We start from the raw sequence: 13327 nt of genomic DNA, 5'->3' as shown, positions 1-13327 counted from the left end.
CGCTAACTGGTTGTTTTTGAAAGACTGAGAGAATGTGACCTGCAGGATTAACTCTTCTGAACTGACGCTGAGGAAAACGATGATGGGCAGCAAAACGTTTATTTGTGGCGCACACAAGGTTCCGGTATACTGTTTTCCCGTCTTGGTTACTCCATCATCTTTAAACCTAACCTCTCAGGTTCAGCATGACAACTAATTATATTTTTGTGACCGGCGGGGTCGTATCCTCTCTGGGTAAAGGCATTGCCGCAGCCTCTCTGGCGGCTATTCTCGAAGCCCGTGGCCTCAACGTGACTATGATGAAACTGGACCCGTATATCAACGTGGATCCCGGTACCATGAGCCCGACCCAACACGGCGAAGTCTTCGTTACCGAAGATGGCGCTGAAACGGATCTGGACCTTGGTCACTACGAGCGCTTCATTCGTACCAAAATGACCCGTCGTAACAACTTCACCACTGGCCGTATTTATTCCGACGTGCTGCGCAAAGAGCGCCGCGGCGACTATCTCGGCGCGACCATTCAGGTTATCCCGCACATTACCAATAACATCAAAGAACGCATCATCGAAGGCGGCGAAGGCCATGATGTGGTGCTGGTGGAAATCGGCGGTACCGTGGGTGATATCGAATCCCTGCCATTCCTGGAAGCGATTCGTCAGATGGCCGTTGACGTGGGCCGTGAGCACACGCTGTATATGCATCTGACGCTGGTGCCGTACATGGCGGCTGCCGGTGAAGTCAAAACCAAACCGACTCAGCACTCCGTCAAAGAGCTGCTGTCCATCGGGATCCAGCCTGACGTGCTGATTTGCCGTTCCGATCGCGCAGTACCTGCGAACGAACGTGCGAAAATCGCTCTGTTCTGTAACGTGCCAGAAAAAGCGGTTATTTCTCTTAAAGATGTTGATTCCATTTATAAAATCCCGGCCCTCTTGAAATCTCAGGGTCTGGACGACTATATTTGTAAGCGTTTTAACCTGAATGCGCCGGAAGCGAATCTTTCCGAGTGGGAGCAGGTGGTTTACGAAGAAGCGAACCCGGGTGGTGAAGTCACCATCGGGATGGTCGGTAAGTATATTGAGCTGCCAGACGCCTATAAGTCTGTGATTGAAGCGCTCAAACACGGCGGCCTGAAAAATCGTCTGACCGTGAACATTAAACTTATCGACTCTCAGGATGTCGAAACCCGTGGTGTTGAAGTGCTCAAAGGCCTGGACGCTATCCTTATCCCGGGTGGCTTCGGTTACCGTGGTGTTGAAGGCAAAGTGGCCACCGCCCGTTATGCGCGTGAAAACAACATTCCTTATCTGGGCATTTGTCTGGGTATGCAGGTGGCACTGATGGAGTTCGCCCGCAATGTGGTGGGTATGGAAAATGCCAACTCCACTGAATTTGTGCCAGACTGTAAATTCCCTGTGGTGGCGCTGATCACCGAATGGCGAGATGAAGACGGTAACGTTGAAGTACGTACCGAAGACAGTGATTTAGGCGGCACCATGCGCGTTGGCGGGCAGCAATGTCACCTGAGCGATGGCAGCCTGGTTCGTGAGATGTACGGCGAACCAACAATAGTTGAACGTCATCGTCACCGTTACGAAGTAAACAATATGCTGCTCAAACCTATCGAAGCCGCAGGTTTACGCGTAGCCGGTCGCTCTGGCGATAAGCAACTGGTGGAAATCATCGAGCTGCCAAATCATCCATGGTTTGTGGCTTGCCAGTTCCATCCAGAATTTACGTCTACGCCGCGTGATGGTCATCCGCTGTTTGCAGGCTTCGTGAAGGCTGCCGGTGAGTATCAGAAGCGTCAGGTAAAATAAAATACCGGGGAAGTGGTGCGGGGCAGACTGCCTGGGATCACTTGTCCGAAGCTTTAGTTAACTTGTACTGAGGAAATCCTAATGTCCAAAATCGTTAAAGTCATCGGTCGTGAAATCATCGACTCCCGTGGTAACCCGACCGTAGAAGCTGAAGTTCATCTGGAAGGCGGTTTCGTTGGTCTGGCTGCTGCACCATCTGGTGCTTCTACTGGTTCCCGCGAAGCGCTGGAACTGCGTGACGGTGACAAATCCCGTTTCCTGGGCAAAGGCGTACTGAAAGCCGTTGCTGCTGTTAACGGTCCAATTGCTCAGGCAGTAATGGGTAAAGACGCGAAAGACCAGGCTAACATCGACAAGATCATGATCGATCTTGACGGTACTGAGAACAAATCTCAGTTCGGTGCTAACGCGATTCTGGCTGTTTCCCTGGCTGCTGCTAAAGCGGCGGCTGCCTCTAAAGGTCTGCCACTGTACGCTCACATCGCAGAACTGAACGGCACCCCAGGCAAATATTCTATGCCACTGCCTATGATGAACATCATCAACGGCGGCGAACACGCTGATAACAACGTTGATATTCAAGAGTTCATGATCCAGCCTGTTGGCGCGAAAACGCTGAAAGAAGCCATCCGTATGGGTTCTGAAGTTTTCCACACCCTGGCTAAAGTTTTGAAATCTAAAGGCATGGGTACTGCTGTTGGTGACGAAGGTGGCTATGCGCCAAACCTGGGTTCTAACGCAGAAGCACTGTCTGTGATCGCGGAAGCGGTTAAAGCAGCAGGCTACGAACTGGGCAAAGACATCACTCTGGCGATGGACTGCGCAGCATCTGAATTCTACAAAGATGGCAAATACGTTCTGGCTGGCGAAGGCAACAAAGCCTTCACTTCTGAAGAGTTCACTCACTTCCTGGAAGACCTGACCAAACAATACCCAATCGTTTCTATCGAAGACGGTCTGGACGAATCTGACTGGGATGGTTTCGCATACCAGACTAAAGTGCTGGGCGACAAAATCCAGCTGGTGGGCGACGACCTGTTCGTTACCAACACCAAGATCCTGAAAGAAGGTATCGATAAAGGCATCGTTAACTCCATCCTGATCAAATTCAACCAGATCGGTTCACTGACCGAAACTCTGGCTGCGATCAAAATGGCGAAAGACGCGGGCTACACTGCCGTTATCTCTCACCGTTCAGGCGAAACTGAAGATGCAACCATCGCTGACCTGGCTGTAGGTACTGCTGCCGGCCAGATCAAAACAGGTTCTATGAGCCGTTCTGACCGTGTTGCTAAATACAACCAGCTGATCCGTATCGAAGAAGCGCTGGCTGCACAAGGCACACCTGCACCGTTCAACGGTCTGAAAGAAGTGAAAGGCCAGTAATTACTGCGCTGTAAACTCTTTCTAAAAACCCGCTTCGGCGGGTTTTTTTATGCCTGAAAGGTCCCGCAACAGAAATCTGCCATACTCATTTACAGCTCAGGTTTGGTCCCACAGGTCTTATCTGTGATAATGCGCGCTGATTTTTTAGAGATGACTGAGAAAAAGATGCAGTACCCGATAAATGAGATGTTCGAAACCCTGCAAGGGGAAGGTTATTTTACCGGCGTGCCGGCGATTTTTGTACGCCTGCAAGGCTGTCCGGTGGGGTGCAGCTGGTGCGACACCAAACACACCTGGGATAAAATTGCCGATCGGGAAGTCGATATGCAGCGCATTCTGGTCAAAACGGAAGAGAGCGATGCATGGGGCAATGCGACCTCCGAGCAGTTGCTGGACATCATTGTGCAGCAGGGCTACACCGCCCGCCATATCGTGATCACCGGCGGCGAGCCGTGTATTCATGATCTGATGCCATTGACGATGCTGCTCGAGAAGAACGGGTTCAGCTGCCAGATTGAAACCAGCGGCACGCATGAAGTGCGTTGTTCGGTGAACACCTGGGTGACCGTTTCGCCAAAAGTGAATATGCGCGGAGGCTATGACATTCTGCCGCAGGCACTGAAACGTGCTGATGAAGTGAAACATCCGGTGGCGCGTCAGCGTGATATCGACGCTCTGGATACGTTGCTGGAAACACTGACTGACAGCAAAGCGCGAATTATCGCCCTGCAACCGATCAGCCAAAAAGAAGAAGCCACCAGACTTTGCATCGCGACCTGCATTGCAAGGAACTGGCGGCTGTCGATGCAGACGCACAAATACTTAAACATCGCATAACGTGCGATGTTTATTCGCCGCGGTAAACGCAGCCCGCAGTGCAGGTTTCTTTCACTCGCACGGCGCTGAGCAAAGGTAACTTCGGTTTCATCTCGTTCCAGATCCACGCGGCCAGCACTTCGCTGGTCGGGTTTTCTAATCCCGGAATATCGTTCAGATTGTAGTGATCGAGACGTTCCAGCGTTGGATTGAACGCGGCTTTCAGATCGGCGAAATCCATTACCCAGCCGGTATACGGATCCACTTCACCGGTGATTTCTAAACGCACGGTGAAAGAGTGGCCGTGCAACCGTCCGCATTTATGCCCGGCAGGCACATGCGGTAAATGGTGGGCGGCTTCGAACTGAAAATCTTTAAATAATGTGGTGGTCATGAGGCAGTCTCGTTGCTCGAAAAAACGCGGCATAGTACCGGAATACCGCCCTGCGTGCCATGACTTCACTGCGCTTTTCTTCACCAAATCCTGACTTTTACTGCCTTTACACTGCCAGCGTTACTGGCATACAGTGAGCCGGTAGAAACTAACCTGTTGAGATAGTGAATGATTACTGTGCTTCGTTGCGCTGTCCTGGCGCTGTTTATCTCTGCTGGCGTTCAGGCACAAACCGCCTCGCCCGAACAGGTTCCTGCGCCCGCGGTGGCGAAAACCGTTCACCCCGAGGTGAAAGCGCCGGTGGCGGCGAAAGTGTCAGTGACGTTTCCGCCGGGCGCTGGCGTGATGCATATTCCTCTGGCGCAAAGCAAAAAGACGCTGGAAGTTTTCACCTATCAGCCCGCCGGTGCAGACGAAACCACGCCTGTCGTGATGGTCATGACCGGTGTCGATCGCAATGCGGCCACGTATCGTAATGACTGGATGACCGTGGCCGATCAGTATCATTTGCGGGTTGTGGTGCCGCATTTCAGCGAGCAGGATTTTCCGGGTGCAGCGGGTTACAACCTCGGTAATCTGGTGGACAGCAAAACCCACCACCGCCAGCCGAAATCCCAATGGGCATTCAGTATTGTTGACAACATTTTTACCACGCTGCAAAAGCAGGGTGTGACCAGCCAGAAGCAATACTATCTGTTTGGCAACAGTGCGGGCTGCCAGTTTGTACACCGTATGCTGACGTTGTTACCGCAGCCCAATGTCAAAGCGGCGGTGTGCGCGGCGGCCGGGTGGTGGACTCTGCCCGATACCGATCAGCGCTGGCCCTACGGCCTGCGTGAGGCACCGGTCGCGGTCAGTCAGCAGCAACTGGACGATTACTTCGCCAAACCGGTGCTGATTGCTGTGGGTGCAGAAGATGACGATCCGGAAAATCATCTGTTACGTAAATCCAAGCAGGCCATGGCGCAGGGTGCCAACCGTCTGGATCGCGCCGAGAGCTATTTCACGACTTCCCAGCAACGGGCTGAGCAAAATAACACGCCATTTAACTGGCACTTTGTTGATCTCTCTGACGTCGGGCACAGCGGCAGTAAGATGTCGGTTTTCGCCGCCGGACAGTTTGCCTGGTTCGAGCAGCACAACGCCTTCCATCTCTGATGTGCGGTTTATGAGAAAAATTCATCACCCCGCTTTGGCGGGGTTTTTCTTTATCTATCCGGCACTTTGCTGAGGGCCTGAAAAGTGTGCGGGAATTTTTTTAGCGATTTCAGTGCGATAAAAATCTTCACTTACCAGTTTTTCCGCTAGAACTTACCTCTAAATGCTCTTAGTCCTTTTGGTTATTTATTATTTCCATCACTTCTTTAATTGTTATCATCCGCCTCGTTAACCTTACAAACAATAAAGGTCTTTCCTGCGCGCTCGTTGAACCGCAAAGGGCGCGAAAAGCGTAAAAGGCCGGATTGATGACTGGCTTCTGCATAAGGGAATTCGTACCGCGATGACGACTCAGGCTCCTCCAAATTCACTGCTCCCGCTGACCCCCGAGCAAATGACCCGCCTTCAATCGGCGACGGGTGACTTCTCACCCACTCAGATGGCCTGGCTCTCCGGTTATTTCTGGGGAAGGGTAAACCAGCAACCTGACGTGGTTTCTGCGCCGGTTTCCGCCCCGGCAGCGGCGTCGATCACCTTGATCTCCGCATCGCAAACCGGCAATGCCCGCCGCGTTGCCGAGCAACTGCGTGACGATTTGATCGCCGCGAAGCTGAACGTCAATCTGGTGAACGCCGGTGACTACAAATTCAAGCAAATTGGACAGGAAAAACTGCTGCTGATCGTGGCCTCCACGCAAGGCGAAGGCGAGCAGGCGGAAGAAGCCGTCGCGCTGCATAAATTCCTGCAATCCAAAAAAGCGCCGCAAATGAAAGATACCGCCTTTGCGGTATTTGCACTGGGCGATACGTCTTACGAATTCTTCTGTCAGGCCGGTAAAGACTTTGATACCCGTCTGGGGGAGCTGGGCGCGGAGCGGTTGTTAGACCGCGTGGATGCCGACGTTGAGTACAAAGACGTGGCGCAGGCGTGGCGCAAGCGCATAGTCGATGTACTGAAACAGCGCGTACCGGCTGACGTTTCTGCACAGGCTGCACCGACGCTGGCGGGCAGTGTGAATCAGGTCGACAGCAGCCCTTACACCAAAGAATTGCCGCTGACGGCGACCCTCGCGGTAAACCAGAAAATTACCGGTCGGGATTCTGATAAAGACGTCCGTCATCTGGAAATTGATCTGGGTGATTCCGGTTTGCGCTACCAGCCAGGCGATGCGCTGGGCATCTGGTTTGAAAACGATCCGCAGCTGGTGCAGGAAATCGTCGAGCTGTTGTGGCTGAAAGGCGATGAAACCGTTGAAGTGAATGATAAAAAACTGTCGCTTTCAGACGCCCTGCAACACCACATTGAACTGACCCAGAACACTACGCCTATCATTGAGAAATACGCCGGTCTGTGTCGTGATGAACAGCTGACCGGTTTACTGGCGGACAAATCTGCGCTTCAGCACTACGCGCAGACCGTGCCGTTCGTCGATATGGTGCGTCGCGCGCCGACTGAGCTGGATGCTCAACAGCTGGTGGATTTACTGCGTCCGCTGACGCCGCGCCTCTATTCCATTGCCTCTTCGCAGGCGGAAACCGAATCTGAAGTCCATATTACCGTTGGCGTGGTGCGCTACGATATCGATGGCCGTCCGCGTTCTGGCGGTGCATCCGGTTACCTGGCGGATCGTCTGGAAGAAGATGGTGAACTGAAAGTGTTTATCGAGCACAACGACAACTTCCGCCTGCCAGCTAATCCTGAAACGCCGGTCATTATGATTGGTCCGGGTACCGGCATCGCGCCGTTCCGCGCCTTTATTCAGCAGCGCGATAACGATGGCGCCACTGGCAAAAACTGGCTGTTCTTCGGTAACCCGCACTTTACCGACGATTTTCTCTATCAGGTGGAATGGCAGCGTTATGTGAAAGACGGCCTGCTGACCCATATCTCTCTGGCATGGTCACGCGATCAGGCTGAAAAAGTTTACGTACAGGACAAACTGCGCGAGCAAGGCGCGGAAGTCTGGCAATGGTTGCAGGAAGGCGCGCACGTGTATGTCTGCGGCGACGCTAACCGTATGGCGAAGGACGTCGAGCAGGCGTTGCTGGAGATCATCGCTGAATATGGCGTGATGGATCTGGAAACCGCCGACGAATACCTCAGTGAGCTGCGCCTGGATCGCCGTTATCAGCGCGACGTGTATTAACGAATTTGAGCAATGAGCGAAAACCTTATGAGCAATAAGTTGTGGAGTGAACTCAATCCCGGTCCGGGCCCGTTAATCGTCGACGCCCCGCTGGCTGACGCCGAGCGCCTGAAAAAGGAAAGCAATTTCCTGCGCGGAACCATCACTGAAGATTTAAAAGACGGCCTGACTGGCGGTTTTAACGGTGACAACTTCCTGTTAATCCGTTTCCACGGCATGTATCAGCAGGATGACCGTGATATCCGTGCCGAACGTGCCGAGCAAAAACTGGAGCCGCGTCATGCCATGATGCTGCGCTGCCGTTTGCCAGGCGGTGTGATGACGCCTGCGCAGTGGCTTGGCATCGACAAATTCGCCGATGACAGCACGATTTACGGCAGCATCCGTATCACGAACCGTCAGACATTCCAGTTCCACGGCATTCTCAAGCCGAACGTCAAACCCGTGCATCAGCTGCTGAACAAGTTGGGTCTGGATGCGCTGGCGACCGCCAACGACGTTAACCGTAACGTGTTGTGTACGTCGAATCCGGTGGAGTCAGAACTGCATCAGGAAGCGTATCAGTGGGCGAAGAAAATCTCCGAACACCTGCTGCCGCGCACGCGGGCTTATGCCGAAGTGTGGCTGGATCAGGAAAAAGTCGAAACTACCGACGAAGAGCCGATCCTCGGTGCAACGTATTTACCGCGTAAATTCAAAACCACCGTGGTGATCCCGCCGCAAAATGACGTGGATCTTCACGCTAACGATCTGAACTTCGTGGCAATTGCCGACAACGGCAAACTGGTCGGCTTCAACGTGCTGGTCGGCGGCGGGCTTTCTATCGCACACGGCGATAAAGCCACATACGCACGCACCGCCAGCGAGCTGGGCTTTATTCCGCTGGAGAATACGCTGGCCGTGGCCGAAGCGGTGGTCACTACGCAGCGCGACTGGGGCAACCGTACTAACCGTAAAAACGCCAAAACCAAATACACCCTGGAACGCGTGGGTGTGCCGGTATTCAAAGCCGAAGTTGAAAAACGCGCCGGGATTCAGTTTGCGGATATCCGCCCTTATGAATTCACCGGTCGCGGCGATCGCATCGGTTGGGTAAAAGGCATCGACAAACAATGGCACCTGACGCTGTTTATCGAAAATGGCCGTATTCTCGATTATCCGGGCAAGCCGCTGAAAACCGGTCTGGCAGAAATTGCTAAGATCCATAAAGGCGATTTCAGGCTTACTGCTAACCAGAACCTGATCGTGGCGGGTGTTTCGGAAAAAGACAAAGACGCGATCGAAACGCTGGCGCGTAATCACGGCCTGATCGACGACGGCGTCACCGAGCAGCGCAAAAACTCGATGGCCTGCGTGTCTTATCCGACCTGTCCGCTGGCGATGGCAGAAGCAGAACGCTTCCTGCCGGAATTTGTGACCAAAGTCGAAGGTATCATGCATGGCCACGGCGTAGGCGATGAACATATCGTTCTGCGCGTCACCGGGTGCCCTAACGGTTGCGGGCGGGCATTGCTGGCTGAGATCGGTTTAGTCGGCAAAGCGATGAACCGCTACAACCTGCATCTTGGCGGCAACCGTGCGGGTACGCGCATTCCGCGTATGTACCGCGAAAATATTTCTGATACAGAGATCCTGAGCATCATCGATGAGCTGGTGGGTCGCTGGGCAAAAGAGCGCGAAACAAACGAAGGCTTCGGCGACTTTGTGATCCGCGCAGGCATCATCAGGCCGGTGCTCGATCCGGCTCGTGATTTTTACGATTAAGCACGACGACTTATCGGAGACGCTATGAGTTTACTCAGTCTTGCGCAATTGAATGAGTTACCGAAATCCGGGCAGGCGATGGCGCTGGCGGAAATTAACGTCAGCCTCGAAAAGCTGTCGGCACAGGAGCGTGTGCAATGGGCGCTGGAAAACATGCCCGGCGAATTCGCGCTTTCCTCCAGTTTCGGCATTCAGGCGGCAGTTTGTCTGCATCTGGTGACTCAGCAGAAATCCGATATTCCGGTGATCCTTACCGATACCGGTTATCTGTTTCCGGAAACTTATCAGTTCATCGATACGCTCACTGAACAGCTGAACCTGAATCTGCAGGTGTTCCGCGCAGAACAGTCACCCGCGTGGCAGGAAGCGCGCTACGGTAAGCTTTGGGAACAGGGCGTGGAAGGGATCGAACAGTACAATCAGATCAACAAAGTTGAGCCGATGAACCGTGCGATTGAGCAACTCGGCGTGCAGACCTGGTTCGCGGGTCTGCGCCGTGAGCAGTCTGGCAGCCGTGCGCATCTGCCGGTGCTGGCCGTTCAGCGCGGGGTGTTTAAGCTCCTGCCGATTATCGACTGGGACAATCGTCAGATTTTCCAATATCTGAAAGACAACGGTCTGAGTTATCACCCGCTCTGGGATCAGGGCTATCTTTCCGTGGGTGACACCCATACCACGAAAAAGTGGGAAGAAGGGATGAAGGAAGAAGACACGCGCTTCTTTGGTCTGAAACGTGAATGCGGCCTGCACGAATAATCCTTCGCTGCATCTTTCCCAATAAAAAAACGGACGCTTATCGCGTCCGTTTTCAATTGCACGGCCAGTAAAAAGTCAGGCGTGTTTGGCCGGTTTCGCCAGCGCTTTCAGCAGCGGGAACAATACTTTCACACTGTCTCTGGCGCGCTTGTCGATGCGCCCCGGTAACACGCTGTCGAGATATTGCAAATTATCAAACTGGCTCTGATACCGTGCAGTGCCCAGCGGGAAATGGCTGCTGATCGCCCGTTGCTGGACGCCGTCTTTTTTACCCAGTGCGTAATTGGTGGCAGTGACATTCAGCAGCGGCAGACGCGCATCGTCCAGCGCCTGTAAACCTTCACAACAATGTGCCCCTGCATGACTTTCCGCCGGGATCCCCAGACTGTGGGCAATATTAATTGCCCGCACGCGGGTCAGTTTAGCCACCGCCGCCGAGGTGTTCACCCCGCTGTTGAAATACAACTTATCGCCGGTGATCAGTGAATCCAGATTGATCACCAGCAGCGTATTTTTCTTCTCTTCGGCACTCATCCGCTTGATAAAATCTTCTGCGCCTTTCGCCCCGGTTTCTTCGGCACTCAGCGCGACAAAACGCAGGCTGTAATGCGTCGGGATGGCTTCCATCCGCTCGGCCAGCTCCATCATCACGCCGATGCCGGACGCATTGTCATCGACACCCTGCAACGTCAGGCCGCCAAGGTTGTGATTGGTGTCGGCGTCACTTTGCGGCATATAGGTGTCGAAATGGGCCATCACAATGATTTGCTGTGGCACTTCACCGGCGCGCGCGGCGATCACCGATGTGGCATGAAGGGTGTGCCAGTCCTGCTTGCCGTCGTTGCTGGTGTAGAGATAACGGGTATCGAAACCGCGCAGATTGCTCTGGTAACCGAATTTAGTAAATTGCTGATTCAGATATTCGGCGGCGATCAGCTCCGCCGGACTGCCTGCCATCCGCCCCGGAAAATAGGTGGCGATATGACGAATTTGCTGACTGGCAATTTTGCCCATCGGGGGAAGCGGCGCAGTGGCCGCCAGCGCATGGCCCATACCGGCGCAGCTCAGGCCTAAAGCCAGCAGCGACAGCTTTATGCGTAAGAAAGAAAACATAGCCAAAAATCCTTGTAAATTGGTCAGGGTGACCGGAAGGCAATCAAAGCAGCAGGCCGCGCGTGGCGGTCTTACAGGGCGGATAGTATGCGATTGTGTGAGCCAATAGACAATTTCCCAAATCCGAAATCGCTCTTTTTGTCGCGACCGCCATAGGCGAAAGGGTCATGAAAAATATTCAGGCAGAGAAAAACCCCGCAAGACCGAGCGCCGCCTGGCGCTCTATATTCCATTTAGTAACTAATAGTTCTTTTGCAGCTAACTCAGCCATTGCAGCTTTAAGTAACACATCAACTATGCTTCCTAAATTACAACTTGCATTTATCGGCTCGAAATCAGACGCCGGGGCCGTTCGCTCGGTAGTTGAAGCTAAAGGCGGTAAATTCTTGCACTCCACACCAAATGGCTCCTAAATAGCGACAAGGCCGCTGGCTTGACCGGCGACAGTCGGCCATAGCTGTCGGTCGTGACAAGCAGAAATCGGCCAAGAGCGGACGTTGTCGCTATAGGTGATGAATTACGGGATCAGGCTGTGCAGAGAAAAAGCAATTAGCAACATCCCGCCCGCAATGTTGACGTATTTTTTGAGCATTAATGGGTTGGTTTTTTTTACTGAAAAGATCAGTGTTTGGCTAACAGCGTAAAGCCAAACGCTCATAACGACTACATGTACTGATGCCAGTGTCAGATAGTTGCAAACACCTCCCTGTACCCCTGCGAACTGCGAAACGACTGTCAGATAGAAAATGATGGCTTTAGGATTCAAAACATTCGCTATCCAGGCCTCTCTTAAAGTCACCGAATGCTTCGTATCAGCAAACCCTTCTGGGTTTGCCCTTATGCCGTTGCGTATAAGCATCGCTCCTAACCAGAGCAGATAGGCAGTTCCGAAAAATTTCAACACAGCAAAAATTGCTGGAGAAGATATGAGCACAGCGGTAATACCAAACCCTATGAGAACTGCGTGGGTATAAATGCCCAAAGCTGTTCCGGCAAGAGTCCTGAACAATCCTTTGTGACCGCCTGCCAGAGCACCGCTCATAACAACAGTGAAGCTTGCTCCGGGGGACAGTGCAACAGGGAGTAGTGCTGGCATAAACCCAAGAAGGTTTAGATCCATAGATTTTTGATAGTCATTGACGCTCTACTGTATTGCCAGTCAAGGCGCTTCGAGAATGTTGTATTTAACACAATGAAAACATATAGCCACCATGAATGAAAGGTCGGCTCCTCGCTCTCGTCAGACCTTCAGCGTCAGGTGTTTTGTCTGCTGTGTGCCAGAAGCGGACGTTTCACCCCATTCAGGTGACTTAGTGCAGTAATCCCCTCGAAAACTCGTTTGCTCTACCGTAGGCTGGAGGTGCCATACTCCCCCTACTATTACCCATAACAACTTAATTCCTAGCATGAATCTCCTGGTAGAACGAAGGCATGAAGCCTATCTACAAGACTAGACGTCTAGACAGTTGCTACTATCTGATAGTTTCACTACCACTCTATGCATCCTATGTGAAATTAATGCTTCTGTAGGTTGTCATGAGTCATTATTACTGATAGTAAAAAATTGCTTAAATCGTAAATCAAGTTAAAATTATTTTTCTAGAACCACCTACTTAGATATTTGTGAAAGAGGATATAGAAATGACCGCACTTACCACAGCACTTCTTGCCAGAGCAATATATGATCTCTTCGTTAAAGGATTGTCCTTTACTAAAGATGGTATTAAAAATAAGTTAACTGAATTTATCACCAATGACGAACATGCTGAGATATTGGCTCAGAAGCTAGAAAAGCTTGGCTTAAATGAAGATATGAGCGAGAAGGCCATCGAGAAAGAGTTGAACAACCAACCCGATATTGTCGAAATCCTTAAAAATATACCTGAAACTTCCAAATCAACGATAAACCAAACTCATTTTGGTTCAGGTGATAATGTAGGTGGCAATAAAATCATTAATCCAGGTAAGTAG

General features: G+C 52.2%; 12 protein-coding genes. 9 read left to right on the top strand and 3 right to left on the bottom strand.

Annotated elements, in window-relative coordinates:
* Positions 1-185: 185 nt before the first annotated feature.
* The 3 genes from pyrG to queE all read left to right on the top strand — a co-directional run bounded on the left by pyrG (position 186) and on the right by queE (position 4046).
* Positions 186-1823, top strand: coding sequence for a glutamine hydrolyzing CTP synthase (pyrG, locus tag ACQZQY_RS02025; RefSeq protein ID WP_056772874.1), 1638 nt, complete (start codon positions 186-188; stop codon positions 1821-1823).
* 81 nt (positions 1824-1904) lie between these two features.
* Entirely contained in the window at positions 1905-3209 is a 1305-nt protein-coding gene (eno, locus tag ACQZQY_RS02020) for a phosphopyruvate hydratase (RefSeq protein ID WP_056772870.1), read from the top strand.
* Between the two features lie 165 nt (positions 3210-3374).
* Positions 3375-4046 (top strand): 7-carboxy-7-deazaguanine synthase QueE, encoded by a 672-nt coding sequence (queE, locus tag ACQZQY_RS02015; protein ID WP_431297238.1) that lies wholly within the window; start codon positions 3375-3377, stop codon positions 4044-4046.
* Positions 4047-4056: 10 nt separating this feature from the next.
* On the opposite strand, the gene queD is transcribed toward queE, so the two are convergent.
* Positions 4057-4419: a 6-carboxytetrahydropterin synthase QueD gene (gene queD / locus ACQZQY_RS02010; RefSeq protein ID WP_056772857.1), complete on the bottom strand. Its 363-nt coding sequence runs from the start codon at positions 4417-4419 to the stop codon at positions 4057-4059.
* A 168-nt stretch (positions 4420-4587) separates the two neighbouring features.
* On the opposite strand from queD, the gene ACQZQY_RS02005 reads away from it, so the two are divergent.
* The 4 genes from ACQZQY_RS02005 to ACQZQY_RS01990 all read left to right on the top strand — a co-directional run bounded on the left by ACQZQY_RS02005 (position 4588) and on the right by ACQZQY_RS01990 (position 10243).
* On the top strand, positions 4588-5577 hold the full coding sequence (locus ACQZQY_RS02005) for an alpha/beta hydrolase-fold protein (protein WP_136376582.1): 990 nt from the start codon (positions 4588-4590) through the stop codon (positions 5575-5577).
* A gap of 343 nt (positions 5578-5920) precedes the next feature.
* Complete coding sequence (cysJ, locus tag ACQZQY_RS02000; RefSeq protein WP_431296541.1) at positions 5921-7723, top strand: NADPH-dependent assimilatory sulfite reductase flavoprotein subunit; 1803 nt, start codon at positions 5921-5923, stop codon at positions 7721-7723.
* Positions 7724-7750: 27 nt separating this feature from the next.
* Positions 7751-9487 carry an assimilatory sulfite reductase (NADPH) hemoprotein subunit gene (cysI, locus tag ACQZQY_RS01995; RefSeq protein WP_056773082.1) on the top strand — a complete coding sequence of 579 codons (1737 nt, stop codon included), beginning with the start codon at positions 7751-7753 and terminating at the stop codon, positions 9485-9487.
* A 24-nt stretch (positions 9488-9511) separates the two neighbouring features.
* Positions 9512-10243: a phosphoadenylyl-sulfate reductase gene (locus tag ACQZQY_RS01990; RefSeq protein ID WP_056772846.1), complete on the top strand. Its 732-nt coding sequence runs from the start codon at positions 9512-9514 to the stop codon at positions 10241-10243.
* A 75-nt stretch (positions 10244-10318) separates the two neighbouring features.
* Here ACQZQY_RS01990 and ACQZQY_RS01985 read toward each other — a convergent pair whose 3' ends face one another.
* Positions 10319-11356 (bottom strand): aminopeptidase, encoded by a 1038-nt coding sequence (locus tag ACQZQY_RS01985; protein WP_431296540.1) that lies wholly within the window; start codon positions 11354-11356, stop codon positions 10319-10321.
* A gap of 167 nt (positions 11357-11523) precedes the next feature.
* Here ACQZQY_RS01985 and ACQZQY_RS01980 point away from each other — a divergent pair, with 167 nt between their 5' ends.
* Complete coding sequence (locus ACQZQY_RS01980) at positions 11524-11769, top strand: hypothetical protein (protein WP_431296539.1); 246 nt, start codon at positions 11524-11526, stop codon at positions 11767-11769.
* 104 nt (positions 11770-11873) lie between these two features.
* On the opposite strand, the gene ACQZQY_RS01975 is transcribed toward ACQZQY_RS01980, so the two are convergent.
* A complete protein-coding gene (locus tag ACQZQY_RS01975; protein ID WP_421671450.1) occupies positions 11874-12476 on the bottom strand; it encodes a LysE family translocator in 603 nt (200 codons plus the stop codon).
* A 521-nt stretch (positions 12477-12997) separates the two neighbouring features.
* On the opposite strand from ACQZQY_RS01975, the gene gapS6a reads away from it, so the two are divergent.
* Complete coding sequence (gene gapS6a / locus ACQZQY_RS01970) at positions 12998-13327, top strand: GapS6a family protein (RefSeq protein ID WP_421671451.1); 330 nt, start codon at positions 12998-13000, stop codon at positions 13325-13327.

The sequence above is a fragment of the Rahnella sp. PAMC25559 genome (genome assembly GCF_050632365.1).
GTDB classification, from domain to species: domain Bacteria; phylum Pseudomonadota; class Gammaproteobacteria; order Enterobacterales; family Enterobacteriaceae; genus Rahnella; species Rahnella rivi.
The sequence above is the reverse complement of the archived record's forward strand: the minus strand, read 5'-3'. Positions and strand labels throughout refer to the sequence as shown.